We start from the raw sequence: 25,311 nt of genomic DNA, 5'->3' as shown, positions 1-25,311 counted from the left end.
GCTTACTTCACAGGGTTTTGTGGAGGGGGGGCACGATGACGGGACAGAGTGAGCATTCGCACTGCCCCGGCCAAGTCGGGGCGTAGCGTTTCGCGCGGGCGTATTCCATACTGGGGTGCGTAAGCCCGGGCCAAGGCACCGTAAGCAAACGGAGGGAATGGAAGTCGCATGTGGAAGCTCATTCTAAAGCGAGTTGGTGTCGGATTCGTGACAGCCTTGATTGTCTCCGTCCTCGTCTTCATGGGTACCGAACTCCTGCCCGGTGATGTGGCGCAAGCCGTCCTGGGCCGGTCTGCGACCCCTGAAGCGCTGGCCGCGTTGCGCGAGACGATGGGCCTGAACGAGCCGGCTTATTTACGCTATTTCAAATGGCTGTTCGGTTTCCTGACAGGTGACATGGGTGTCTCTCTGGCGAACGGAACGCAGATCAACGACCTTGTTGTGCAGCGGTTGGGCAATACCCTGATCCTTGCCGGGGTCACGGCGCTGGTGGCCATTCCGCTGGCCGTGATCCTCGGGCTGATGGCGGCGACATTCCCGGGCAGCCTTCTGGACAATGCGATTTCCTTCATGTCGCTGACATTGGTGTCGACGCCCGATTTCCTGCTGGCCAGCATCCTGGTGATCATCTTTGCCGTGGGTCTGGGGTGGTTCCCGTCCGTCTCTTATGTGACCGAGTTCCGCGGTGTCGGGCATTTTTTCCAGACCATGACCCTGCCGGTGATGACACTGACCGCAGTGATCACCGCGCAGATGACACGGATGGTTCGGGCCACGGTTCTGAACATCCTTGCGTCACCTTACGTTGAAATGGCGATGCTCAAGGGTGTCTCGCGTACCAAGATCATCTTTCTTCATGCGCTGGTGAACACGATTGGCCCGATTGCCAACGTCGTCGCGCTGAACCTGGCGTATCTGATCAGCGGCGTTGTGATCGTCGAAACGGTCTTTGCCTATCCGGGCCTTGCCAAGCTGATCGTCGATGGAGTGGCCACACGCGACTTTGCGGTGGTGCAGTCCTGTGCGCTGATCTTCTGCATGGGCTACATCATCTTCATGCTGATCGCCGATATCCTCGCGATCATTTCCAACCCGCGTCTCAGACGCGCGGGCCATTGATTGAAGGGTAGGACGGATGTCGGAAAAAGACGCTGTAGATGTCGAAGTCATTGGCGAAGAAGTGGATGCGCGCGGTGACTCGGCTCCGGACAACCGGTTCCGGCTGAGACTGAGCGGGAAAATCGGGCTGGCCGTTGTCATCGCCTGGGTGCTTATTGCGCTTCTCGCCCCCTGGATCGCGCCGTATTCGGAGGAGGAGTTCGTCTCCTACGACAGTTTCCTGCCGGCCTTTGATGAATATGTTCTGGGAACCGACTATATCGGTCGCGACATGCTGTCCCGGCTGATCCACGGGTCACGCCTGACTATTTTCATGGCGCTCTGTGCCACCATCATTGCCTCCACACTGGGCACTTTGATGGGGACGATTGCCGCGGTCAAAGGTGGCTGGGTCGATCAGGTGATCAGCCGGATCAACGATGCTTTCCTATCTTTCCCGACCATCATGCTTGGCCTCGTGGTGATTGCGGCGCTTGGCTCGTCCATCCCGATCCTGATCATCTGTACGGGGCTGATCTATGCCTCCTCGGTGTTCCGCATCGCAAGGGCCCTTGCGGCGGATCAGGTGGCCATGGATTACATCGAGGTCGCCCGGACGCGCGGAGAGGGGACCTTCTGGCTCCTTGGCTCGGAAGTTCTGCCCAATATCGTCGTTCCGCTGGTGGTGGATTTCGGCATCCGGCTCGCCTTCACCATCCTCTTTTTGTCAGGCATGAGCTTTCTGGGACTGGGTGTTCAGCCTCCGGCCGCCGACTGGGGTTCCATGGTGCGCGAAAACATCGCAAGTCTGACCAGCGGTCGCTGGACCGCAATCTATCCGGCCATGGCCATCGCGTCACTGACCATTGGTCTAAACCTCATGGTGGATGACTACACCGCCCATTCGGGACGCGGCATTGCGGGGAAACTGGTCTGATGAGCAAACCTCTTCTGGAAGTCAAAGATCTGACGATTGCGCCTGTCATTGGCGGCGATCCGATCGTAAAGGATATCAATTTCTCGGTCGAGCCGGGCAAGGTCATCGCGCTGATCGGCGAGTCCGGGTCCGGCAAGACGACGATTGCGCTGTCGGCGCTGGGATATACCCGACCGGGACTGGAAATCACCAAGGGTTCCGTCCGGCTGGGCGACACCGATGTCCTGGCGCTTGAAGGGCAGGATCTGCGCAATTTTCGAGGCGCGCGCGTGTCGTATATTGCGCAAAGTGCGGCCGCGGCGTTCAACCCGGGTCTGTCGCTGAACTATCAGGTTACCGAGCCCAACCTGATCCATGGTCTGATGGACAAGGGCCCGGCCCTGGACCGGGCCAAAGAGCTGTATCGGGACATGAAACTGCCCAATCCCGATCAGATCGGGGACCGGTTCCCGCATGAGGTTTCAGGGGGTCAGCTTCAGCGTGTGATGGCGGCCATGGCGCTGAGCACGGGGCCTGAGTTGCTGGTGTTTGACGAGCCGACCACCGCCTTGGATGTGACCACGCAGATCAGCGTTCTGAAATCCTTCAAGGATGTGATCCGTGACCGGAATGCAGCCGCGATCTATGTCACCCATGACCTTGCCGTTGTGGCGCAGATTGCCGATGAAATCATCGTGCTGCTGAACGGTCAGACGGTGGAGCAGGAAGGGGTGCATGACATCGTGTCCCATCCGCAGAAGAAATACACCAAGATCCTGATGTCGGCGAGCGATCCCGATCTGGCGCTGGCCAAAAAGGAAAGCAAGGACCCGGTCGCGCGAGACCCGCAGGAGGCCGCGGCGCTGGTCGTGGACAATGTGACGGCGGGATACGGCAAGATCAAATCCAATGGCGAGCCGACCTTTCCGGTGCTCAAGGACATCAACATGACCGTGCCGAAGGGCACGATTGTGGGTGTCGTGGGCGAGTCCGGGTCGGGCAAATCCACGCTCGCGCGGGCGATTTCCGGGCTGTTGCCGCCGGCCAAGGGCGAGGTGCGCCTGAACGGGGTGGCCCTGCCGCCGGGATACCAGCAGCGCAGCAAAGAGCAGCTTCGCAAAGTCCAGTTCGTGCCGCAGATGGCAGATGTCGCCCTGAACAAGTCGCACACGATCAGCAAGATCCTTGGGCGGCCAGTGACCTTCATGCGCGGTGAAAAAGGGGCTGCGCGCGACGATATCGTCGCCGATCTGATGGATAAGGTGAAGCTTCCGCGTGACTTCATGAAACGGCTGCCATCGCAGCTTTCGGGTGGGCAGAAGCAGCGGGTCAACCTGGCACGTGCGCTGGCGGCCAACCCCGAGGTGGTTCTGTGTGACGAGGTGACATCGGCGCTCGACACAGTGGTGCGCAACTCGATGATTGCGCTGATCGATGAGCTGCGAGAGACACTGAGCCTGACGTTCTTTTTCATCAGCCATGACATCTCGACGATTGCCACGTTGGCGGATCGGACGGTGGTGATGCTGAAAGGGCAGATTGTTGAGGATGATTTGACCGAAAAGGTCATGAAAGATCCCAGCGAGGATTACACCAAGATCCTCATGGGGTCCGTGCCGCATATGCGGGTCGGCTGGTTGGAAGACGCGATTGCAGAACGCGAACGGATCGCGGCGGGTCGCGAGGCGAGTTTCCTGGCGGATGCATAGTCCGACGTGACGGTCGCGATTTCGCGCGCACGGGGCAGGTTTTTCAGAGCTTTTCGCTGAGGTACTTGATGTATTTCAGGCGCGACGCGATGTCCTCTTCGAGAAGTTGGATTTCGTCCCGAATGGTGCGTGCCACGTCCTGGGTTCGATCACGCATCTGCTCGACCTGTTCCAGCTCCCGCAGGACGTCGCGGAAGATATGACTGCTTTCCTGAATGGATTGCGTTCTGCCACTTCCGCTGTCGGTCACAACCGATTTTTTCACAAGCGGAAACTTGTACTTGCGGCTAACCGGGAGCAGCGAGCCGGGCTTGCGATTGTAGACCAGTCGAAGGATGTCGTAGTCGTCCGTTGTGTAGTGCGAGTACCTTGCGATTTCGTGGGGATTCTGGACCCCCATTTCGTGCAGTTTTGGAAAATTCGCCATTATCAGTCCCTTTCGGACATCGGTTTATAGGTCTGCTTTCGGATCCGGCGCATCAGAAAACCATGCACAGGCGCCGGGCCTCGAACATTGCGGCATGGACCGACCGGCTGGCCACGGCGTCGCCAATGCGAAAGAGCTGGTAGCTGCCGCCGGGATTCAGATTGATCGCCTGAGGTTCGAGCTCTGCCAGCGCGTCGATATCCGTCATACCGCGGTTGGTTGCGTTGTCCTTGAGCCCGAAATAGGTGTCGTCCGCAGGCAGTGTCCCGTTTTCGACCACGACATGATCGGCGGTCAGTTCAAGCGGTTGGTGGGTGATATCGCACCAGAAGCGGGCCCTGATGCGGCCGCCGTCACGGGTCAGGGACACCAGGCGGTGGTCGGTGATCATCCGCATCCCGGCGTCGAGAAAACTCTTGAACGCCGCCGGATAGTTGGTGCCCCCGATATGGGTTCCGATCATGCGGTCAGGCGTGATCATGACCGGCACCGTTCCCTGTGCGATCAGGTATTCCGCCGTGCCGATCCCGGGTTCGGCCCCGTTTTCATCGTAGAGCAGAATGTCACCGGTCAGCTTGGCCTGGCCGCTCAGAACGTCCCAGCTGCTGGTGGCGAGGTCGTGACCGCTTTCAAAGAATTCGGTGTTGGGTAGCCCGCCGGTGGCAATGATGATGATGTCGGCATCATCGTCCTCCAGGTCCTCTGCGTCGACATAGCGGTCGTATTCGATAGGGACCTCCAGCGCCTCAAGCTCACCCTTGAGCCAGTCGACGATACCGATCAGGTCGCGCCGACGCGGCGACCGGGCCGCGATCAGCAACTGGCCTCCGGCGGCCGAGCTGGCCTCGATCAGCTTGACGTCATGACCGCGCAGTTTGCAGACGCGGGCGGCCTCCATGCCGGCGGGGCCCGCGCCGACGACGGTGATCTTGCGGGCCGGGCCGTCGCCCTTGTCCACCAGTTGGGGGATCGTCTGTTCACGCCCGGTGGCGGGGTTGTGGATGCAGTAGGCGGCGCCGGAATGGTAGATCTGATCAATGCAATGCCCGGCCCCGACGCAGGGCCGGATGCGGTGTTCCTCCCCGGCCTCGAACTTCGCAAGGATATGGGGGTCGGCCATGTGCGCGCGGGTCATGCCCACCATGTCCACCGCGCCGACCTCAAGCGCGGTGCGGGCCGATCCGAGGTCCATGACCCGGCAGGAGTGAATGACCGGCACGGTGATCTGGTTGCGGATCTTCTTGAGCGTGTCGATATGCGGCGAGGCCGGTGTGCCCATTGGGGGCACCGAGCGGCTGACCCCGATCTCGGACCCCATGACCGAGCCGTAGACGATGTTCAGGTAATCGGTCAGCCCGCTTTCGGCATAGCGCAGGTTGATCTCCAGCGCCTCTTCCTCGCTCATTCCGTCGGGGTCGCCGCCGGTGGTGCGGATGCCGACGATGAAATCATCGCTGACGGCGGCGCGGATCTCTTCGAGCACTTCCAGGCTGAACCGCATCCGGTTTTCGACACTGCCGCCGTAGAGGTCGGAGCGGAAATTCTGATTGGAAATCAGGAAAGACCCGGCGAATTGCGAATAGGCCATCAGCTCGACCCCATCCAGCCCGGCCTGTTCGGCGCGGATTGCCGCTGCGACATAGTCGGCCTTGATGCGGTTGATGTCCTCGATCTCGACTGCTTTGGGATATTGCTTGTGGGCCTGTTCCCGCACGCAGGACGCCGACATCAGCGGCAGCCAGTCGGGATCGGCCCAGGTCGTGCGGCGGCCCAGGTGGGTGAGGTGGGTGATGGTCCTGCAATCATAGGAATGCAGCATGTCAGCCAGTTTGCCCCACCATTCGATGATGCGGTCGGTCGAGGCATCGACATTGCCGAAGGTGGGCGGCGAATCGCGGCTGACCACGGTGGAGCCGCCGATCATCGACATGGCCAGGCCGCCCTTGGCCTTTTCCTCGTGATAGGCGATGTAGCGCCCGGCCGTCATCCCGTCTTCTGTAAAGGCGGGCTCATGAGCGGCGGAAAACACGCGATTCTTGAAGACTGTGTTCTTCAGGGTGAAGGGCTGAAAGAGTGGGGCTGTCATTTTTGCACAGGTGATCCATCGGTTGAAAGGTGGGAAGCTGCTCTGAGGCAAGCGAATTATACAAATGAATAACGAAAGCAATTCAACGTGTAAACTAGGTCCAGGATGTAGTTGCCCGCCTTTTCCGTTCAGCGCGGCGTATCGCTGCGTCAACACGGCAGGCGGACCCTGTCGCTGGTGATGGCTCTGATCGGGGCGGTTTCAGCGAACGGCCACCGATTTCAACCCGCCTTACCAATTTCAGAGCCCCAACGCATCGTATTTTGGCGCGCCAGTCTTGATGAAGGACAGCACATTTTCCGTCACCATGGCGTATTTGTCCTGCCGGGATTGTTCGGAATAGAATGCCGAATGCGGGGTCACCACGATTCTCGGATGGGTCAGAACGGGATCGTCGGGATGTGGGGGTTCCTGCGGCAGTACGTCAAGCCCCGCGCCCGCCAGATGGCCGCTTTCCAACGCATCGAGGATGGCGGCGGGGTCCGCGATTTCACCGCGCGCCGTGTTGAGCAGAAACGAACCCTGCGGCATCGCTGAAAGAAACGCTGCATCAACCAGTCCGCGCGTCAGGTCGGTCAGAGGTGTATGCAGGCTGACGATATCGGAATGCGAAAGCAGGTCCGACAAATGCTCTGCGCGCTCGACATTCTGGGGCCAGTCTTCGGCAGGCCGAAACGGATCATAGGCAATCAACCGTTTGAAGCAGGGTACCGCACGCATTGCAAAAGCCCCGCCGATCCGACCCAATCCAATGATGCCCACCGTCATGGTGCCGGGCCGTTGCAGCGCCCCCGCGGTCGTAAAATCCCAACCGCCCGTTGCCGTGTGCCTTTGCATGATCGGTATCTGCCGGACCAGAATCAACGCCAGGGCAAGCGCGTGACTGGCCACTTCGGTATAGTTGCAGAAGGCCGAGTGACCGATCCGCAGGTCCAGGTCGCGGGCGGCGGTAACATCGAAATGATCAAAGCCGACCTGCGGCGCACAGAGCATCTTGACCTCGGGCAGGGATGCCAGAATGCGGCGGGACAGTGGAACCCTGGACGAGACCAGGATATCCGCGCTTTTGCAAACCTCGATCACCTCATCCTCGGTTGGGTTTTTCAGGTCGGCGAGTATGGCACTCACACCCGCTTGGGCCAGTGGTTCAATCTGCGTCAGGACAGACGGGTCATTATAATCAACAAAGACGAGTTTCATCCCGAACCCCCGGCGTGACAGTGCCATTATACATTTGCATTAAATTAGGGCTGCTGTTAATAATAGGCAACTCGATTTGTTGTCGACACGAAGAAATCGACAAAAGATCAAGCGAAAAGCATCGCTTAAGCGCCAAAATGGGAGGAAGGCCAAGATGAAAGATTTCAAAGACCTGCGGATGCACGATCAGAACGAAGTGTATCACATGATCCGGAAGGGCGCGACGCGACGCGACCTGCTCAAATGGTTTGGCGCTGCCGGGATGTCGGCGGCTGTGGCCGGTCCTCTTACGCTGTCGGCGACCCGCGCCTATGCGGATACGCCCAAGAAAGGTGGCCACCTGCGCGTCTCCAGCTATGCACAAAGCAGCACCGATGCGATGGATCCGGCCAAGTTCACCTACACGAACGACTATGTCCGCGCCTACACAAACTACGACACGCTGGTTGACCTGGACGAGGTGGTCAACCCGCAACCGCGTCTGGCGACCGAATGGGAGGTCTCGGACGATGGCACGCTTTGGTCGTTGAAGCTGCGCGAGGGCGTGACCTTCCACGATGGCAAGACCTTCAGCTCGGCAGACGTTGTCTGGTCGTTGATGCGCCACAAGGACGAAGAGCTGGGTTCGACCGGCAAGGCGTTGATGGATGGGGTCGAGTCTGTAACCGCAGATGGTCCGAACCGCGTCAACATTCAGCTGTCGGGCCCGAACGCCGACTTCATCCGCGTGCTGGGCCTTTACAACTTTGCCATCGCGGCCGAAGGCACAACCGATTTCTCAAATGGCAACGGCACCGGCCCGATGGTTGTGAAAGAATTCACGCCCGGCGTGAACACCCTTTACGAGCGCAACGAAAACTACTTTGGCAACGTATATGTCGACAGCTGCGATTTCTTCGCCATCACCGATGGTGTGGCCCGTGTGAACGCGCTGCTGAGCGGGGAAATTGATCTGGGCATGCAAATTCCCGCCAACGGCCTGCAATCGGTCGAATCCTCGGCGGAAACGCAGGTGTTCAACATTCCGGCGCCTGCTTGGACGACGCTGAATATGAAGGTGGACAGTGGACCCTTTGCCAACAAAGACTTCCGCAACGCGATCAAATACATGTTTGACCGTGACCGGTTGATCAAGACCTCGTTCAAGAATTACGCAGTCAAGGCAAACGATCATCCCTTCCACCCAAGCAGCCCGTACTACAACGCCGATCTGCCGCAGCGTGATCTGGACCTTGATAAGGCCAAGAGCCTCATCAAATCGTCCGGAATGGAAGGCTCTACAATTGATCTGCACATTTCCGATGCGGTCGGCGCCAGCTCCGATATGGCGCTCATGCTGCAACAAGGCGCAGCTCGTAGCGGCATCAACGTCAATATCAAGCGCGAGCCCGCTGACGGTTACTGGAGCAACATCTGGCTGAAGCGTGATTTCTACGCCTCCAACTGGAATGCGCGTCCGGTTTACGATGTTATCCTGTCGATTGCATTCGGCTCGGGTGCGAAGTGGAACGAAACCAACTTTGCGAATGAGCGGGTCGATGCCCTTATCGTTGAAGCGCGCGGCGAAACCGACGAAGCCAAGCGCAAGGAACTCTATGGGGAAGTTCAGGCGATCCTCTATGAGGATGACGGCCATATGACGCCGCTGTTCTACGATTTCATCGACGGGATCCGAAACAACGTCAAAGGCCTGAAGAAGACGCCCCTTGGTTTTGCCAGCGGCTTCAACTTCGCCAACAAAGTCTGGCTGGACACGTAACCGCGATCCAGTCTGCAACAGACAGCGCCCCGGATGACGAGATGTTGTCCGGGGCGATTTCGTTGGTGGAGAGGGGTATCCCTTAAAGAAGCCGGCGGGTCGTCACGGCTTGGGACACCGTTTGGAATGAGCTCTGCACAACAGGTGCGTGCCGCAGCCGTAGACTGCGGGGCGGGTCAGATCCCTAGGTCAGCTTTGACAATCAGCGACATATGCGACTTGGCCGAATTCCGAATATGCGTTCGGATTGCCGCTTTGGCCATTTCGGTATCCCGCGCCTTCAGACCTCCGACAATCGCACGGTGCTCTTCGAGGATCGTTGCCGTACGACCGGGTTGGCGAAACGTTTCGCTGGGCATCAAGGCAAGCAAGGTTCGAAGGGTGCCAACTGAAGCTTTGAGGAAATCATTCTGGGTTGCTTCATAGATAGTTTGATGAAATTCTTGGTTGTTCCGCGCAAGATCCGCAAGCGTTACATCGTCACTCAGAAGGTGATCGTCCACAAGCTCGCTCAGAAGGTCTAAGCGCTCAGCCGTGATGCTCTCGCAGGCCATTTCTATGGCCATGACTTCAAAAACTTCACGGTAGGAAAAAAGCTCAAGCATCTGAACCCGGGTGAGTTTAGCAATGCTGAGACCTTTCCAGGGTTCGACAACAATCAACCCTTCTTGTTCCACCACTTTCAACGCTTCACGGATCGGAGAGCGGCTAATGCCAAGCTCCAATGCCAAATCCGTTTCTTTCAGCCGTTTTCCCGGGAAAAACGTTCCCGACAAAATACCTTCCTGAATATGTGATCTGACCAAATCCGAAAGTGTATTTGGATGTGTTTTCATCTGACGCCTAGGCTATGTTGCGACTTCTAGAGTAGAGTAGAGCAGAGGCTTGGGCTATACAATGACGGTGGACACCGAAAATCTGTCAGGCAAAAGAAGCAAAAAGACCATGAGGGAACAGGCAAGTGCCGCAAGCTCAGAAGAAGGCTCGATGGTGGAAAAAGCCGAGCAGCTTATCCGGCGGCAGATTGAGAGCAAGAAACTGCAGCCTGGAGAGATCATTGATTTCGTCAGCCTAGCCAAAGAACTGGGCACCAGCCGCACTCCGATCCGTGAATCCATCCGGCACCTGCACAGCATCGGGCTTGTTGAGACGTGCAACGGGGGACAGTTTCGTGTCACGATTCTGACCAGGGAAAAAATCATCGCGTACTATAATGTCCGTCTTGTACTTGAAGTTTCGGCGGTGGAAATGTCGGCGGAGTGGATAAGCGATCCTGAGCTTGCTCTGCTTCAGCAAAACATGGAAATTTTCAGAGATAACATTGAAAATTACAACCTGCTGCCAAGAGTTGACACTCAGTTTCACGAAATTATTTACGACGCGACTCGCAATCGGTATCTGGCCAAGCATCTGAAATCACTGAGGCCCGTGTTGGGATTGCTGCCGCATCGGACCTACGATGTGGTGAAACGCGTCCGGGAGATAGCAAAAGAGCATTCGGATATTTTACGCGCACTCGAGGCACACGACACCCAATCGGCGAAAGCCGCAGTGCGCACTCACATTGAAAACAGCATGGCGCCCTTGATTGATCCCGACTGATTCACGCGATTGAAATGGAAGACCTTCGCCCCGACCAGGCGCGTAGCTGGAATAGATTTGCGTCATTCCAAGACGAGTCGCTAGTCATTCTCTGACAATCCGCATCGCAGCTTGCCCTTGCCCGGCATCCGAGCGTGTTGGTTTGGACGCGGGTCTTTGTGTCGTAATTTCGATCACTCTGAACAAGTTGTCTAGGGTGGTTAGAGAGCCATGATGATGGATTTCACCGCTTGTGTTATGCAAATGCATAACTTAAACATGGAGTCGTCGTTACATGGATGAAAGCGGGCTGAAATGCACACTGAGTCAGAATCTTTTGATCCGATCACTTTGGAAATTCTCTGGTCCCGCCTGATCTCGATCGCAGATGAATCCGCGGCGGCGCTGCTGCGGACGGCCTTTTCGACAGTTGTGCGGGAATCCAACGATTTCACCACCGTTCTCATGGATGCCGATTGCAACGCGCTGGCGGAAAACACCGCCGGCATCCCGTCTTTCGTGGGCATGCTGCCCTCGGCGGTTCGGTCGTTTCTGGAGGTGATCCCCAAGGAAGACTGGCGTCCGGGCGATTGCATCATCACCAACGATCCCGAAATCGGCTCCGGGCATTTGCCCGACATCACCATGGCCGCGCCGATCTTTCACAACAGTAAACTTGTGGGCTTTTCCGGCTCGATTGCGCACCTGCCGGACATTGGCGGCGGCGGCTGGTCCGGGGATTGCCGCGAGTTGGTCGAGGAAGGCCTGCGGATCATGCCGGTCAAATTCATCCGTGAAGGGGTGGAGGATGATTTCGTGGGCCGTACCATTCGGTCCAATGTGCGTGTGCCAGATCAGGTGATCGGGGATGTCTACGCGCAGGTCGCAGCGCAAAGGGTCTGCGAAAAAGGCGTACAGCAGTTTCTGGAAGACACCGGGCTGGAGGATCTCACGGCCCTCTCCGCGGAGTTGCGCGGTCGCGCCGAACAGGCGATGCGCGATGCCATCGAAAAGCTGCCCGATGGCAGCTGGACCGCCTCGACCCGGGCGGACGGGTTTGACGATCAGGAAACGCTGATCAACTGCAAGGTCACGATCAAGGGTTCGGACCTTGAGATCGACTTTGACGGCACCAGCCCGCAAATCGCGCGCGGCATCAACTCGGTGATGAAATACACCTATGCCTACGCGACCTATCCGATCAAATGCGCGCTGGACCCTGAAAGCCCGCGCAACGAAGGGTCGTTCCAGCCGATCACGGTGAAGGCGCCGCGCGGCTCCATCCTGAACCCGGTCTTTCCGGCCCCTGTCGCGGCGCGTCAGCTGACGGGCCACCTGTTGACCGGGGCGATCTATGGCTGTCTGGCGCAGGTGGTGCCAGACATGGTCACGGCGGAATCCGGCTCGGCCCCGACGCTGCGCACGGTCTACGGCGGCGTTGACAAGGACGGGAACCGCTTCAACCAGGTGCTCTTTGCCTCGGGCGGGGTGGGGGCCAATGCGCGCATGGACGGCTATGCCTGCACCGCGTTCCCTTCGAACACCGGCGCGGGCAGCATCGAGGCGCTGGAAAGCGTGTCGCCGCTGCTGGTCCACAAAAAGGAACTGACCCCGGATTCCGGCGGGTCGGGGGAGTATCGCGGCGGGCTGGGACAGGATGTGGTGATCGAGGTTCTGTCGACGACGCCGATCAACTTTTCCCTGCTGTCGGACCGGCACAAACATCCCCCCAAGGGCATCATGGGCGGCAACCCCGGCTCAAATACCGTGGTCGAGCTGTCGGACGGCACCCGTCCGCACCAGAAATCCCGCAGCGTGCTGAAACCCGGAGAGATACTCAACATTCATTTCCCCGGTGGCGGTGGCTATGGCGACCCCAAGCGGCGTGATCCAATGGCGATCAAGTCCGACATTGAGGCGGGATATGTGACCGCAGAGGCGGCAAAACGCGACTACGGATACGAGGGCTAAGGCAATGGCAATGAAGAAACGCATCCGGGTTGGCGTGGACGTTGGCGGCACCTTCACCGATTTCGTCCTGGTGGATGAAAAGCGCGATATCATTTTCACCGGCAAGCAGCTGACCACCCCCAAGGACCCGTCGCTGGCGATCTGTGAAGGGGTGGCACGAATCACCCGCGAGGCCGGTGTCGAGATGGCCGGTCTTGATGGGATCGTTCATGGCACCACGCTGGTCACAAACACGCTGATCGAACGGGATGGGGCGACCATTGGTCTGATCACCACCGAAGGGTTCCGCGACGTGCTCGAGGTCGGGCATGAGATGCGTTATGACCTCTATGACCTCTTCATGGAAAAGCCGGTTCCGCTGGCGGATCGTCCCCGCCGCAAGACGGTGACAGAGCGGATCAACGCCATGGGCGACGTTCTCAAACCGCTGGACGAAGATGGGCTCAAGAAGGCCGCGCAAGAGCTGATCGACGGCGGGGTCGAGGCCATCGCGATCTGTTTCATCAGCGCCTATGCGAACCCCGCGCACGAAGAACGTGCGGCCGCGATCCTGGCTGAGGCGCACCCGGGTTTCCCGGTCACTATCTCGACGGTGGTGGCACCCGAAATCCGCGAATACGAACGCACCTGTACGGCAGCGGCCAATGCCTATGTGCTGCCACTGATGCGTCGCTACATCAATGATTTGCGCGACAAACTGATGGATATGGGTCTGTCCGGCCCGCTGAACGTGATGCTGTCGGGCGGTGGTATCGCCAGCTTGCGCGTGGCTCAGGAAGCGCCCATTCAGATGATCGAAAGCGGCCCTGCAGCTGGGGCGATTTCGGGAGCATATTACGGCAAACTGACCGACTCGGACCGCGTCATCGCGTTTGACATGGGTGGCACCACGGCCAAGATGTGCCTCATTGAAAACGGTGAGCCGGAGCATTCGAAAACCTTTGAGGCGGGCCGCGTGCGCCGCTTCCGTCAGGGCTCGGGCATACCGCTTAAGGTGCCGGTGATCGACCTGATTGAAATCGGGGCAGGAGGCGGCTCGATTGCGCGGCTGGACCGGATGGGTCTGCTCAAGGTTGGCCCGGACAGTGCAAGCTCGGAACCCGGGCCGGTCTGTTACGGTCGTGGCGGCGAAGAGCCGACCGTGACCGATGCCGATCTGGTGCTGGGGTATTTGTCGCCGGATTACTTCCTGGGCGGTGAAATGTCGCTGGATATCGAGGGCGTGAAAAAGGCCGTCGACAAGAAGCTTGCGACACCGGGCAACATGGATGTGACCCGCGCCGTTTCGGGCATTCATGCCGTGGTCAACAACAACATGGCCGCTGCGACCCGCCGCTACATCGCCGAAAAGGGACGCGACCCGCGCAAATACACGCTTGTCGCCACCGGCGGGGCGGGACCGGTCCATGCCTACGGGCTTGCCAAGGAACTCAAGATCGAACGGATCATTGCGCCTTTGGGGGCGGGGGTGTCCTCGGCCTTGGGCTTTCTGATCGCGGCACCCGCCACGGATGCGGTGCGCTCTTATGTGACACGGCTGGATCAGATCGACCTTGACCATGTGCGCGGACTTTTTGCGGACATGGAACGCGAGGCCACGGAACAGCTGGTCGAGGCGGGGGGCAACCCCGACACGATCACTGTAAAATACCGGGTCGAGATGCGCTATGTCGGGCAGGGCTTCGAGATCGAAGTGGCGCTGCCGAAAGAGGCGGTTGCCGACAGTCTGGGTGCTGCGCTGAAGCAGCAGTTCCTCGACAAGTACAATGCACTCTTCGGACGTGTGATCAGCGATGTGCCGATCGAGGTTGTCAGCTGGCGGATCACGGCCTCGGGGCCGACACCCAATATTCAGCTTCAGTTCGAAGGTCAGCAGATCGACCGGTCATCCGCCGAAAAGGGCGAGCGCATGGCGCATTTTCCCGACGAGGGCTATGTGCCGACCAAGGTCTACAACCGCTACGGGCTGGCGCCCGGTACCGTGGTGCCAGGCCCCGCAGTGATCGAGGAGCGGGAATCCACCGTGGTGGCAGGCCCTGATGCGACGATCACGGTGGACGATCACCTCAACCTCATCATCGACATTGATTACGGCCAGTAAGGCAAAAGGACAAAACCCATGAGCACAACCGTTGAAGTTCTGGCCGATTCACTCAAGGAGATCGGGACCGATGTCGTCGTCGGTCACCCCGGCGGCGAAACCGTTGAATTGATGGATGCCCTGCGCGAACGCGATATGCGCTACATCCTGATGAAACAGGAAGTGGCCGCCGCCATGGTCGCCGCCACCTGGGGTGAGCTCAAGGGCGTGCCGGGCATGTCCACCTCGACCCGCGGTCCCGGGGCGACCAACATGGTCAACGGTGTGGCTCATGCCTGGCTCGACCGGGCGCCGATGATTGCCCTGACCGATCAGTACCCGGCCCATACCTATGAGACCGGGCTGCGTCAGGTGATCGACCATCAAGCCATCTACAAGCCGATCACAAAGTGGTCGACGCGCATGCAGGCCAAGACAGCCCATCAGCAGGTCCGCCGCGCGATCCGCACCGCGATGGCGCCGACGCCCGGGCCGGTTCATATCGACATGCCCGCCACGGAGACCACGGCGGAGGCCCCGGAGATCACATTCGCGCCGTCCATGCTGCCCAATGAGCAGGGCATTCGTCCGGATCGTGATGCACTCAAGGTCCCGCTGGAGATGATCCGCAACGCTCGCAAGCCGATCATTCTGGTCGGGCTTGGCGTTTTCTGGGACAAGGCCTCGGATGAGATGGTCAAACTGGCCGAAACGCTCGGCGCACCGGTGCTGACCACGTCGAAATGCAAGGGGGCAATCCCCGAGGATCATGCCTTGCGCGCGGGCTGCATCATTGGCGGGTTGATTGAGCGGGAATTGATCAGCCAGTCTGATCTGGTCATCACGCTGGGTGTCGATTGTGTTGAACTCCAGCCGAAATCCTGGCCCTATGGTATTCCGCTTTTGTCGATTGTGAACACGCCAACGCTTGAGGCGCTGATCCCCGCGACACTGGAAGTGGTGGGTGACATCAAGCTGATCACACAATCGCTGACCGAGTTTTCGGATGGTGGGTCGAATTGGGGCGAAAAGGCTGCCGCCAAGTTCCGGGACGATCTGAACAATGCGCTGAATGTTGCGACCAGCTACATGTCGCCGCAAGCCGCGATGGAAGTGGCGCGAGACGTCCTGCCGCGCGACACGATTGCGACCTGTGATGCGGGTGCCAGCCGCCTTCTGGTGGTGCAGAAATGGAAATCCTATGCGCCGCGCCAGTTCCTGACCTCGAATGGCCTCGGCTCGATGGGGATCGCCATCCCGGCGGCGCTGGCCGCACGGCTTGCGCATCCCGAACGTCCGGTCGTCGCCTTTACCGGCGATGGCGGCTTCATGATGGCGGTGGCCGAATTGCAGACAGCGGCGAAGGAGAACCTTCCTATCACCGTTGTCATCTGGGACGACCGCGAGATTGCGCTGATCCGCATCAAGCAGGAGCTGAAGGGGATCGAGAAATTCGGCATCGACCTGGGCGGCGTGGATTATGAGAAACTGGCCGCCGGTTTCGGGGCCGATGGGGTCTGCGTCGAGACCGAGCATCAGTTGGGCGACGCACTGGCAGCTGCCGCAAAATCGAACCGAAGCACGCTTATTGCTGCGCGCATCGACGGCTCTTGCTATGTCGAACAATTCAATGCGCTGCGCGAATTGTAAGGAGAGAAAAATATGAGAATGAAGGACAAGAATGTTGTTGTCACCGGCGCAGCCCGTTCCATCGGCAAGGCTGTGTGCGAACGGTTTGCCGAGGAAGGTGCCAATGTCGCCATTCTGGACGTGCTGGAAGACAAGGGGCAGGAAACCGCCACCGAGATCGCCGAGCAATATGGGGTGAAAGCCAAGTTCTATAAATGTGACGTCGGTTACAAATCCGAAGTAGACCCGGTCATCGACCAGGTCATCGCGGATTTCGGGCATATCGATTCCCTCTTTTCCAACGCAGGCATCACCCGGCGCGCCAATTTCCTTGAGCTTAGCGAGAAGGATTTCGACGATGTGATCCGCATCAACCTGAAATCCATCTACCTGGTGGGTCAGAAAGTCGCCAAACACATGGTGGAACGCGGGCAGGGCTCGATTGTGAACATGTCCTCCAGTTCGGTGCGGATGACGATGCCGACGATTTCGCCCTATGCGGCCTCCAAGGGCGGTATTTCGGCGTTTACCAACGCAATGGCGTTGTCGCTGGCGGAACATGGTATCAGGGTCAACGCAGTTGGGCCCGGCACGATCCTGACCGATCTGAACCGCGACAACCTGTTGTCGGACAAAGACACCCGCCGCAACATCCTTCAACGCATCCCGATGATGCGGTTCGGCGATGGTCGTGACGTGGCCAATGTGGTGTTGTTCCTGGCATCCGAAGACGCAGGCTACATCACCGGTGAAACCGTTTACATTGATGGTGGCCGCTCGGGATTGAACTACACCATGCCGGTGCCCGAGGATAAAATGGTATGAGCGCGCATTCCGATCTGACGATCTATTTCAACGGTGATTTCATCCTGTGGGATGAAGGCAAGATCCATTGCTTCACCCCTGCGGTGAAGTACGGAGCGGCCGTGTTTGAAGGTATCCGTGGATACTGGAACGAAGAGCAGGAAAAGATGTACCTGTTCCGCCTTCAGGAACACATGGTGAGGATGGAAATCAGTCAACGGATTTCCCGCTTTGGTGAAATCGTCTCGGCGCAGAACATGTGTGATGCGACCATCGAGCTGATCCGCCGCAACAACTTTACCGGTTCGGTGCATATCCGCCCGACGGTCTATATTGACGGGATCGGCGAAAGCTCGGCCCGGGGTCCGGTAGGGTGTTTCATCACCGCGATCCAGCGCGGGACCGCCAAGTCCGTGGAGACCGGCGTAAAGGCGCAGGTCAGCTCCTGGCAGCGGATTTCGGACAACGTCATGCCCCCGCGCGCCAAGGCCAATTCCAACTATGGCAACGCGCGCCTGGCGGCGATTCAGGCCAAGAACGACGGCTATGATGCTGCGATCTTTCTCAACAGCCGGGGCAAAGTGTCGGAAGGGCAGGCGATGTGCCTGTTCATCGTGCGCGACGGTGTCGTTGTGACCCCGACGGTGACCAGCGACATTCTGGAAAGCATCACCCGTGACACGGTCATCACCCTGCTGCGTGACGCAGGATACGAGGTGCGGGAACGTGAGATGGACCGCAGTGAATTCTTCTGCGCCTCAGAAGCGTTCTTCTGTGGATCAGGCGCCGAAGTGGTGCCGCTGATCAATGTGGATGGCGAACCGATAGGAAATGGCGCGCCCGGAGACATCACCCGACAGGTTCAAAAACTCTATTTCGACGTGGCGACGGGCCGTGTCGAAGACAGCCGTGGCTGGCTGACCGAAATCTGATAGACTCTCCCTGAGACTGGGGCGGAAACGAAGAGCCGTTTCCGCCTCTTTTTTTGTGACTGAGGGCTGTGATGAGCGAATACCTGAACCTCTCGAGGCAACATCAACCGCACACGGTGCGGCTCCGTCGGGAAATCCACGAACATCCGGAACTGGGCGATGATCTGCACAGAACCAAGGCGGCGGTCGTGTGCGCGTTGCAACCCCTCGGCCTTGAGATGGTCGAGAGCCCGACAACATCAAGTTTTGTGGCCCGGATGCAGACGGGTCGGCCGGGCAAGACCCTGATCCTGCGCGCCGATATGGATGCGCTGCCGATGGATGAAGAAACCGGGCTGGATTTCGCCAGCAAAGTGCCTGGCCGGATGCACTCTTGCGGGCATGATTGCCATACCGCAATGCTGACAAGTGCCGCGTGCATCCTGCATGGGCTTCGCGACCAGCTGGCCGGCGAGGTGCGCTTTGTCTTTGAGGCCGATGAAGAGGGCGATGGCGGCGCGCGCGTCATGATGGACGAAGGGTTGCTGGACAATGGCGGCTCGGCGGATGCGGCCTTTGCTCTGCACATCATGCCGACACTGAAATCGGGAGTTGTTGAGTCCCGGCCCGGACCGATCATGTCCGCTGCGGATAGTTTCCGGTTCACGCTGACAGGGGCCGGTGGTCACGGCTCTGCCCCGCATCAGGCCAACGATCCGATCCCGGTTGCCTGCGAGATGATCATGGCGTTGCAAGTGATGGTCACCCGCAAGTTCAGTACGTTTGAGCCTGTTGTGATTTCCGTGGGGTCGATCCATGCAGGAACCGTCTCAAACATCATCCCCGATCAGGTGGTGTTCGAAGCAACGGTGCGCACCTGCACCGAAGACGCGCGTGACAGGGTCGATCACCTGATCCGCAAGATCAGCACCCAATTGGCTGAAGCGCACGACATGGCCTTGAAAATAACCCGGACGCAAGGATCGGGTGCGACGATCAATTCCTCAGACTTCGTTGATATGCTGAAGGACGTGGTGACAGACATGACCGGACCTGACGGCTATGTGACCAAGCCTGAACCTTACATGGCCGCAGAGGATTTTTCATCCATTGTCGAAAAATACGGCGGAGCCTTTGCCATGCTGGGTGTTGCACCACGGGATGCAGACCCAGCGTCTGCCGCACCGCTTCATTCCCCGCGCATGATGGTCGACGAAGACGCTCTGGCCATTGGGGTGGCGACGCATGTTGCCGTGGCCAGCAGGTTTCTCGCACCCAGATAAGGCCCCGTCATCTGGCGGTAAGGGTTAGTCCAAAAACGCGGCCAGCCGTTTGCAATACCAGTCTGCGAACTTCCGTGGTGAGATTTCGCGTGTTGGCGAATAGGGCCCCGGCACATAGGCCGGGGAGCCGATTCCTTCATGCGACAGACGTACAAACCGGGCGTCCTGCTGGTTGGTGGCCTTCCACACTTCGGTCAGGGTTTCGACGTTGTAATCCACGCCCTCGACAGCATCTGCATCCACCAGCCAGCGGGTTTGAAGTGCCGTCCGGTTTGAAGCCAGCGGCCTGATCCGCATAAAGACCGCATGGTCCGCCATCATATGCCCGAACATGTTGGGATGGTGCAGGACGCTGACGTCGCCGATCCCATTCTCGGTGATCCCTCCCAGGTATTTGCTGACAGCGGGCTCACCGCTCATCGTCATGGAGTCCCCCAGCAGGGGGCGGCGGTACAGGCGATGCTCGATCCCATCGTCCGCACCTAGGGTGTCACGGGGCAGGCCCAGCCGGTCGCATGTGTTCCATAAGTTCACGAAATCGCGGTCTTCGGTGTCCGCGCCACCCCCATAGGCAACCGGTTGCACAGGGAATGTCCGCGACAATTCCGGGTGGCCGTTATCGCAGTGATAACATTCGTGATAGTTTTCCCAGGTGAGTTTCCAGTTGCCCTCTTCAATGATCGTGCTGACATGAGCGACTTTGGCGTCGCCGATACCTTGTGCACGCATGTAGGGGGCGAATGCGGCCCCAAGATGGGACGCATCGGGTGCGTCTTCGGCAAGGCAGACAAAGACACAGCCCTCGATCACGCTGCAATGGGCCTGACGGACGTTATGGGCACCAAGATCAAAATCATCGTCCATGCCTTCGGCTCTGGTCAGGGCTCCGGTCAGGTCATAGATCCATTGGTGATAGGGGCAGACAATGTTAGGCATGCGGCCTTCTGATTTTTCGCATAGTCGGGCGCCACGATGGCGGCAAACATTGTGCAGGGCGCGAATTTCATTGTCACGACCGCGCAGGATAATAACGGATGTATCCGCCACATCGAACCGCTGAAAATTGCCGGATTTTGGCAATTCACTTGCGTGACAGACAAACAACCACGAGGTGTTGAAAAAGGCGGCAATGTCGACCCGGAATGCGCCTTCACTGACATAGAGATCACGCGGAAGGGTTTGCCCGCTGCGATGTTGTTGAACGATGCCCTTGAGGACGGTTTTGTCTGAGTGGTTTTCGATCTGCATTGAGGCCTCGCAAATACTGTGTTCGGCAATAGTTCTAGGGTGGAAAACTAGTTATGCAAATGAATAATGTAATCGCTTATGATACCTGAAACAGAAGGAGCAGCGGTAGGTCATGCAAGAGATCGTGTATCTGAATGGCGCATTCGTACCAGCGCGGGATGCCAAGATATCGATTTTTGACAGGGGCCTTTTGTTCGCCGATTCCGTCTATGAAGGGTTTGGCCTTCTGGAGGGTGATCTCATTGATTTGCCCTTTCACTATGCCCGGCTGGTCCGGTCGCTGGAGACAGTAGGAATCGACGTGCCACTGAGCATCGACGAAGTCTACACAGTGATTACCGAGCTCAACCGACAAAACGGTATCGACTCGGGTTTTAGCTATTTGCAGGTGACGCGCGGAGAACAGGCCCCACGGGATTTTGTCTACGCCCAGGGCCTGACACCAAATATCTTTGCCTTTGCCATGCCGCAGACCGACTGGTTTGCCGAAGAGACCCCGCGTGCAATCCGTCTGAAGTCGCAGCCCGATCTGCGCTGGGCGCGGCGCGACATCAAAACCACCAACCTGCTGGCGCAGGTGATGGCCAAGCGCGCAGCGGCGCAGGACGGTGTGGATGAGGCCCTGCTGATTGATGATGATGGGCATGTGACCGAATGTGGCTCGACCAGTTTCTACATTATGAAGAGTGGAGTGCTGATCACCCGGCCCCTTTCGCATGACATTCTGCATGGCTGTACCCGCAAACGGGTACTTTCTGTCGCCGAAGAATTGGGAATTCCCGTGGAAGAGCGACTCTTCACCTTGCGCGAGGCATTGAAGGCGGACGAGGCGTTTCACACCGCGGCCAGTTTCTATGTCAAACCAGTTGGCGAAATAGATGGGATGCGAATCGGTAATGGCAAGGCCGGTCCGGCGACCTTGAAGCTGCGCGCGGCCTATCTGGACACTGTCCGGCGGGATACGTATCGGCCATGATCTTATCGGGACACCATGCCAATGGAATTTGTCGCTGGCATGGGTGGTCGATTCCATGGGAGCGATCTCAGCCCAGATCGACCTCTAGTTTCCCACTGGCGATCTCTTCTTTAAGTCGGACGATATAGTCATTGATCCCGTCGAGAATGGATGGATCAAGCGGTGGTTCCTGATACTCGTTCTCCAGCGATTTACATATCTTGTTGGCGCGATCGGTCGCTGTCAGGCCGCCCCGATCCCGCCAGTTTTCGAAGTTTGACCAGTCAGACAGCATCGGCTCATAAAACGCGGTTTTGTAGCGTTCCATTGTGTGCGGGCAGTCCAGATAATGTCCCGCAGGCCCAACATCGTGAATTGTTGAAACCGCAATCGTCTCGTCTGTCACCTCAATTGGTTTCAGATAGGCCTTCATCATCTGCAGCATTTCGGCGTCCAGCACCATCTTTTCCATCGAAATGGACAAGCCGCCTTCGAGCCAGCCGCAGGCATGGTTCAGGAAATTGGCGCCTCCCATGATCGTGCCCCAAAGCGACATCTGGCTTTCATAAGCGGCCTGTGCATCGACGCAGGACGAACCGGTTGTACCGCTGGTCCGGTATGGCAGGCCATAAAACCGCGCCATCTGGCCCGAGGCCTGTGCGGCTTGCGTGTATTCCGGGGTGCCAAAGGCGGGTGATCCAGTGCGGAAATCAACCGACAGCGCAAAGGACCCATAGAGGATCGGCGCCCCCGCACGAACGATCTGGGACAGGACCACCATCGCCAGGATTTCTGCGGTCTGGATGGTCAGCGCGCCAGCGATGGTCGCCGGGGCCATCGCACCGGCCATCGCAAAGGAGGTGGCATTGATTGGCTGCCCGAATTCAGCCAGCGCCATCAGGCCCTCGCCCATGGGGATATCAAGCTGAAGTGGCGAGTTGGAATCAATGTTCCCATGCACCACGGGGTTCGCGATCAGCCCATCGATGTCTTCACCATACACAATGCGCTGAATGGCCAGTGAATCCCGCACCATATGTCCACCCATCGTCTGACACCGCCAGGTCTTGTCGGTCAGCGTGGTCATCTCTCGGTAGATATCGAGATAGCGGGTTTCTGGCGGCAGGTCCTGGGGTTCCACCAGCACATCGGCGAGCAGCTCGACACAGTTCAGGCTTTGCGCAAGTTTGGTGACTTCGCGCATGTTTTCAAGCGTGCCCACCTGACGTCCGCGGTCATTGTCCGAAATGAACGGCGATCCACCAATCGTGGACAAGATCAGATGGTTCCCGCAGCATTGGACCGTGTGGTTCGGATTGCGCGCACGCTATGAGAAATGCGATGGTGCCTTGGCCACATATTCCATGACAAATTCCGGATCGAACCAGACCATCATGGACTCGTCATCAACCTTGCACCCTGCCGCCGCATAAACCTTGCGCACATTGGGTGAATGAACTTTCATGCCGGTTTTCTTCAGGACGGTAAGAGCAGAATTGTGTAAGTACTCAATCTGATCCTGGCTGAGAAGCTCGATCAACGGGTGCGGGTTGGTCGACTGTTTCTAGGGGATCCGTCTGACAGAAGATGCACTGGCGCGTGCTCTGCAGTTAGGTCTTGCCATTGGTTTCCTGATCTCAGCTGGGTGTGGTGGGGAGATTGTGAATTTCCAATTTTGAAGAGTGTTATACATTTGCTTAGCTAACTCCCGAAGATTCGTTTCTGCCGGGTGTCGTGGGAGACAAGAAATGCAAAAGATGCTGGTCATCGGGGGAACGGGCGCGATCGGGCGGCTGGTCATCGCCGAAATGGGGCAGGGCTATGACGTGGTCACTGCGGCGCGGTCGGGTGGGGATCATCGGGTGGACATCGCCGACCTGGCCTCAATCCGGAGCCTGCTGACAGCGGTGGGAAAGATCGACGTCTTGATCAGTGCCGCAGGCGGTGTGGCCTTTGAGCGGATCGACCGGATGCGTGATGCAGATATCGAACGCTCGCTCGCGGCCAAGCTGCTGGGGCAGGTGAACCTTGTCCGGCAAGCGGTTGCGCATATGAGTGACGAGGGTTCAATTGTGCTGACCTCGGGCTGTACCAATGTGCAGGCGGTGCAGCGTGGGGCCATTTCCGGGCTGATCAACGGGGGTTTGGCGGGGTTTGTGACCTGTGCGGCCTCGGACATGCCGCGCGGCATCCGGATCAACGCGGTAAGCCCCGGGTACCTGCGAGAAACCAGCGGCGATGGATCAGGCTGCCCGGGGTTCGCCCTGGTGGAGGGGGTGGATGTCGCGCGGGCCTATCACCGCTGCGTGGCGCAGCGGCTTACCGGTCAGGTGATCGCGGTGCATTAAGCTCTTTTCGCAACGCCAGCGCATCGGTCATCCGATACCACTGGATCATCGCCGCGGCGGTGTACCGGCCAAAGGCGTGGAACGGTAGCGGGCGGATGTCCTTGACCGGCACATAGGGTCGGTGGTCCGGCGTCTCCATCGCGATATGGGCCATGTCCCGGCCCATCAGGGTCGCACCGGCCAGACCACGGCCGTTGTGGCCAAACCCGGCCCATGCGCCGTCTCCCAGCCGCTGGATGCGGGCAAACTGATCCGGGGTCATTGCGACCCAGCCGCTCCAATCGCTTTGCCAGCCGACATCGGCGATCTGCGGGTACATTTCTTTCAACCGGTTGATCACCGAGCGCAGATCAGCGCCAGACTGCGCCGTGAGGGTTGACCCACCGGCGCTGAGATGCAGCCGGTTGCCGGGCAGCTTCTTGATCCCCGACCAGGTGTGCCGTGTGTCGGTCACAACCCCGGCACCGGGCAGGACCGAGGCGAAGACATTGTCCGACAAGGGTTCGGTCACCGCCTGATGACCGCGAACCCGGACAAAGGAGCGCGTCACGCGAGACGAAAGCGACCCGGCATAGGCGTTGGTGCAGACCAGCAGGCGGTTTGCAGTGACCGTGCCGCCGGGTGTTTCGACCGTCCAGCGGTCACCGGTTTTGTGAAATCGGGATGCGGGCGTGTTGGAGAATTGCCGAACACCGGCGTCCCGCGCGGCGCGGGCCAAGCCCAGGGCATAGTTGTAAGGGTTAATGCCAAACGCGCGATTGTCTTTCATCGCCATGTCGTAGCGGTCGGTTCCCAGCGTCTCGTGCAGGGCGGCACCGGTCAGGATTTCGACATCGGCCCCGCGATTCTGCCAATATCCGGCGCGCTTGCGCAGCCCTTCGGCACTGGCCTGCACATGCGGGGCCAGCACCCAGCCGTCGCCGTGTTTGGCCCCCTGAATGTCATGGTCGGCAATCAGGCGGCGCACCAGATCGGGCCCCTGGCTAAGCACGTCAATATGATGCGCGCCTTGCTCCGCGCCGAAGTGACGCAGGATTTTCGCCTCGCCATGTTTGCCGTAGGGCACCACCAGTCCAAAGGCCCGGCCCGATCCGCCACAGGACAGCGCCCCCGCCTCAAGCTGCACCACCGAGTGACCGGCCTTGGCCAGATGCAGCGCAGCACTTGACCCGGTGATCCCGGCCCCGATCACGATGTGATCAGCCTGGATATCCTCTGCCAGCGGCGCGGTCTGGGTGTCCTCACGGCACAGGTCGGCATAGGCCGATGGCAGGCCGGTGGGGTCCAGATATGCGGCACCGGCCAT

The 25,311-nt window shown here is 58.9% G+C and carries 19 protein-coding genes and 1 pseudogene; 13 read left to right on the top strand and 7 right to left on the bottom strand.

The annotated features are described in order from the left end of the window. Positions 1-168: 168 nt before the first annotated feature. The 3 genes from V6N02_RS21740 to V6N02_RS21730 are packed head-to-tail and all read left to right on the top strand — an operon-like array spanning position 169 to position 3,723. Positions 169-1,119 carry an ABC transporter permease gene (locus V6N02_RS21740; protein WP_371229614.1) on the top strand — a complete coding sequence of 317 codons (951 nt, stop codon included), beginning with the start codon at positions 169-171 and terminating at the stop codon, positions 1,117-1,119. A gap of 16 nt (positions 1,120-1,135) precedes the next feature. After that, entirely contained in the window at positions 1,136-2,035 is a 900-nt protein-coding gene (locus V6N02_RS21735; protein WP_371229611.1) for an ABC transporter permease, read from the top strand. Next, the gene (locus V6N02_RS21730) at positions 2,035-3,723 is read left to right on the top strand and encodes an ABC transporter ATP-binding protein (protein ID WP_371229609.1); all 1,689 of its coding nucleotides are present in this window, start codon (positions 2,035-2,037) and stop codon (positions 3,721-3,723) included. The genes V6N02_RS21735 and V6N02_RS21730 overlap by 1 nt, the downstream gene beginning before the upstream one ends. Before the next feature lie 43 nt (positions 3,724-3,766). Here the strand turns inward: V6N02_RS21730 and V6N02_RS21725 are convergent, their stop codons facing one another. The 3 genes from V6N02_RS21725 to V6N02_RS21715 all read right to left on the bottom strand — a co-directional run bounded on the left by V6N02_RS21725 (position 3,767) and on the right by V6N02_RS21715 (position 7,436). Beyond that, the gene (locus tag V6N02_RS21725; protein ID WP_371229606.1) at positions 3,767-4,150 is read right to left on the bottom strand and encodes a DUF3461 family protein; all 384 of its coding nucleotides are present in this window, start codon (positions 4,148-4,150) and stop codon (positions 3,767-3,769) included. A 52-nt stretch (positions 4,151-4,202) separates the two neighbouring features. Beyond that, the gene (locus V6N02_RS21720; RefSeq protein ID WP_371229604.1) at positions 4,203-6,236 is read right to left on the bottom strand and encodes an oxidoreductase; all 2,034 of its coding nucleotides are present in this window, start codon (positions 6,234-6,236) and stop codon (positions 4,203-4,205) included. Between the two features lie 240 nt (positions 6,237-6,476). After that, positions 6,477-7,436 carry a C-terminal binding protein gene (locus tag V6N02_RS21715; protein WP_371229601.1) on the bottom strand — a complete coding sequence of 320 codons (960 nt, stop codon included), beginning with the start codon at positions 7,434-7,436 and terminating at the stop codon, positions 6,477-6,479. 154 nt (positions 7,437-7,590) lie between these two features. Here V6N02_RS21715 and V6N02_RS21710 point away from each other — a divergent pair, with 154 nt between their 5' ends. Then, the gene (locus V6N02_RS21710; RefSeq protein ID WP_371229599.1) at positions 7,591-9,195 is read left to right on the top strand and encodes an ABC transporter substrate-binding protein; all 1,605 of its coding nucleotides are present in this window, start codon (positions 7,591-7,593) and stop codon (positions 9,193-9,195) included. 176 nt (positions 9,196-9,371) lie between these two features. On the opposite strand, the gene V6N02_RS21705 is transcribed toward V6N02_RS21710, so the two are convergent. After that, positions 9,372-10,031 (bottom strand): GntR family transcriptional regulator, encoded by a 660-nt coding sequence (locus V6N02_RS21705; RefSeq protein ID WP_371229596.1) that lies wholly within the window; start codon positions 10,029-10,031, stop codon positions 9,372-9,374. Positions 10,032-10,092: 61 nt separating this feature from the next. Here V6N02_RS21705 and V6N02_RS21700 point away from each other — a divergent pair, with 61 nt between their 5' ends. The 7 genes from V6N02_RS21700 (at position 10,093) to V6N02_RS21670 (ending at position 19,454) form a co-directional block, all read left to right on the top strand. Then, complete coding sequence (locus tag V6N02_RS21700) at positions 10,093-10,797, top strand: GntR family transcriptional regulator (RefSeq protein WP_371229593.1); 705 nt, start codon at positions 10,093-10,095, stop codon at positions 10,795-10,797. Between the two features lie 294 nt (positions 10,798-11,091). Continuing rightward, positions 11,092-12,747, top strand: coding sequence for a hydantoinase B/oxoprolinase family protein (locus V6N02_RS21695; protein WP_371229591.1), 1,656 nt, complete (start codon positions 11,092-11,094; stop codon positions 12,745-12,747). Between the two features lie 10 nt (positions 12,748-12,757). Then, positions 12,758-14,848 (top strand): hydantoinase/oxoprolinase family protein, encoded by a 2,091-nt coding sequence (locus V6N02_RS21690; protein ID WP_371229590.1) that lies wholly within the window; start codon positions 12,758-12,760, stop codon positions 14,846-14,848. An 18-nt stretch (positions 14,849-14,866) separates the two neighbouring features. After that, positions 14,867-16,477, top strand: a complete 1,611-nt coding sequence (locus tag V6N02_RS21685; RefSeq protein ID WP_371229588.1) for a thiamine pyrophosphate-binding protein — start codon at positions 14,867-14,869, stop codon at positions 16,475-16,477. Between the two features lie 18 nt (positions 16,478-16,495). After that, positions 16,496-17,281 (top strand): SDR family NAD(P)-dependent oxidoreductase, encoded by a 786-nt coding sequence (locus tag V6N02_RS21680; RefSeq protein ID WP_371229585.1) that lies wholly within the window; start codon positions 16,496-16,498, stop codon positions 17,279-17,281. Further along, a complete protein-coding gene (locus V6N02_RS21675; protein ID WP_371229582.1) occupies positions 17,278-18,192 on the top strand; it encodes a branched-chain amino acid transaminase in 915 nt (304 codons plus the stop codon). Before V6N02_RS21680 ends, V6N02_RS21675 begins: the two co-directional genes overlap by 4 nt. A gap of 71 nt (positions 18,193-18,263) precedes the next feature. Next, a complete protein-coding gene (locus V6N02_RS21670) occupies positions 18,264-19,454 on the top strand; it encodes a M20 metallopeptidase family protein (RefSeq protein ID WP_371229580.1) in 1,191 nt (396 codons plus the stop codon). Between the two features lie 24 nt (positions 19,455-19,478). On the opposite strand, the gene V6N02_RS21665 is transcribed toward V6N02_RS21670, so the two are convergent. Beyond that, positions 19,479-20,702, bottom strand: a complete 1,224-nt coding sequence (locus V6N02_RS21665; RefSeq protein WP_371229577.1) for an aromatic ring-hydroxylating oxygenase subunit alpha — start codon at positions 20,700-20,702, stop codon at positions 19,479-19,481. A 112-nt stretch (positions 20,703-20,814) separates the two neighbouring features. Here V6N02_RS21665 and V6N02_RS21660 point away from each other — a divergent pair, with 112 nt between their 5' ends. Then, complete coding sequence (locus tag V6N02_RS21660) at positions 20,815-21,678, top strand: aminotransferase class IV (RefSeq protein WP_371229574.1); 864 nt, start codon at positions 20,815-20,817, stop codon at positions 21,676-21,678. 67 nt (positions 21,679-21,745) lie between these two features. On the opposite strand, the pseudogene V6N02_RS21655 reads toward V6N02_RS21660, so the two are convergent. After that, positions 21,746-23,203, bottom strand: a pseudogene (locus tag V6N02_RS21655) (trimethylamine methyltransferase family protein); the annotation flags it as partial. Positions 23,204-23,405: 202 nt separating this feature from the next. On the opposite strand from V6N02_RS21655, the gene V6N02_RS21650 reads away from it, so the two are divergent. After that, positions 23,406-24,005: a short chain dehydrogenase gene (locus V6N02_RS21650; RefSeq protein ID WP_371229571.1), complete on the top strand. Its 600-nt coding sequence runs from the start codon at positions 23,406-23,408 to the stop codon at positions 24,003-24,005. Here V6N02_RS21650 and V6N02_RS21645 read toward each other — a convergent pair. Then, positions 23,977-25,311 (bottom strand): NAD(P)/FAD-dependent oxidoreductase, encoded by a 1,335-nt coding sequence (locus tag V6N02_RS21645; protein ID WP_371229568.1) that lies wholly within the window; start codon positions 25,309-25,311, stop codon positions 23,977-23,979. The two genes, V6N02_RS21650 and V6N02_RS21645, sit on opposite strands and share 29 nt — an antisense overlap.

Source organism: Roseovarius conchicola (assembly GCF_041403425.1).
Classification (GTDB): domain Bacteria; phylum Pseudomonadota; class Alphaproteobacteria; order Rhodobacterales; family Rhodobacteraceae; genus Roseovarius; species Roseovarius conchicola.
Note: the sequence above shows the minus strand (reverse complement) of the source record. Positions and strands in the feature narration are given on the sequence as shown.

Excerpts from the sequence above, each read along its gene's own strand:
- V6N02_RS21680 (WP_371229585.1), top strand. The coding sequence starts at position 16,496 with ATGAAGGACAAGAATGTTGTTGTCACCGGCGCAGCCCGTTCCATCGGC.
- V6N02_RS21735 (WP_371229611.1), top strand. The coding sequence starts at position 1,136 with ATGTCGGAAAAAGACGCTGTAGATGTCGAAGTCATTGGCGAAGAAGTG.
- V6N02_RS21715 (WP_371229601.1), bottom strand. The coding sequence starts at position 7,436 with ATGAAACTCGTCTTTGTTGATTATAATGACCCGTCTGTCCTGACGCAG.
- V6N02_RS21730 (WP_371229609.1), top strand. The coding sequence starts at position 2,035 with ATGAGCAAACCTCTTCTGGAAGTCAAAGATCTGACGATTGCGCCTGTC.
- V6N02_RS21705 (WP_371229596.1), bottom strand. The coding sequence starts at position 10,031 with ATGAAAACACATCCAAATACACTTTCGGATTTGGTCAGATCACATATT.
- V6N02_RS21645 (WP_371229568.1), bottom strand. The coding sequence starts at position 25,311 with ATGGCCGGTGCCGCATATCTGGACCCCACCGGCCTGCCATCGGCCTAT.
- V6N02_RS21650 (WP_371229571.1), top strand. The coding sequence starts at position 23,406 with ATGCAAAAGATGCTGGTCATCGGGGGAACGGGCGCGATCGGGCGGCTG.
- V6N02_RS21665 (WP_371229577.1), bottom strand. The coding sequence starts at position 20,702 with ATGCAGATCGAAAACCACTCAGACAAAACCGTCCTCAAGGGCATCGTT.
- V6N02_RS21670 (WP_371229580.1), top strand. The coding sequence starts at position 18,264 with ATGAGCGAATACCTGAACCTCTCGAGGCAACATCAACCGCACACGGTG.
- V6N02_RS21700 (WP_371229593.1), top strand. The coding sequence starts at position 10,093 with ATGACGGTGGACACCGAAAATCTGTCAGGCAAAAGAAGCAAAAAGACC.
- V6N02_RS21710 (WP_371229599.1), top strand. The coding sequence starts at position 7,591 with ATGAAAGATTTCAAAGACCTGCGGATGCACGATCAGAACGAAGTGTAT.
- V6N02_RS21660 (WP_371229574.1), top strand. The coding sequence starts at position 20,815 with ATGCAAGAGATCGTGTATCTGAATGGCGCATTCGTACCAGCGCGGGAT.
- V6N02_RS21695 (WP_371229591.1), top strand. The coding sequence starts at position 11,092 with ATGCACACTGAGTCAGAATCTTTTGATCCGATCACTTTGGAAATTCTC.
- V6N02_RS21685 (WP_371229588.1), top strand. The coding sequence starts at position 14,867 with ATGAGCACAACCGTTGAAGTTCTGGCCGATTCACTCAAGGAGATCGGG.
- V6N02_RS21690 (WP_371229590.1), top strand. The coding sequence starts at position 12,758 with ATGAAGAAACGCATCCGGGTTGGCGTGGACGTTGGCGGCACCTTCACC.
- V6N02_RS21720 (WP_371229604.1), bottom strand. The coding sequence starts at position 6,236 with ATGACAGCCCCACTCTTTCAGCCCTTCACCCTGAAGAACACAGTCTTC.
- V6N02_RS21725 (WP_371229606.1), bottom strand. The coding sequence starts at position 4,150 with ATGGCGAATTTTCCAAAACTGCACGAAATGGGGGTCCAGAATCCCCAC.
- V6N02_RS21740 (WP_371229614.1), top strand. The coding sequence starts at position 169 with ATGTGGAAGCTCATTCTAAAGCGAGTTGGTGTCGGATTCGTGACAGCC.
- V6N02_RS21675 (WP_371229582.1), top strand. The coding sequence starts at position 17,278 with ATGAGCGCGCATTCCGATCTGACGATCTATTTCAACGGTGATTTCATC.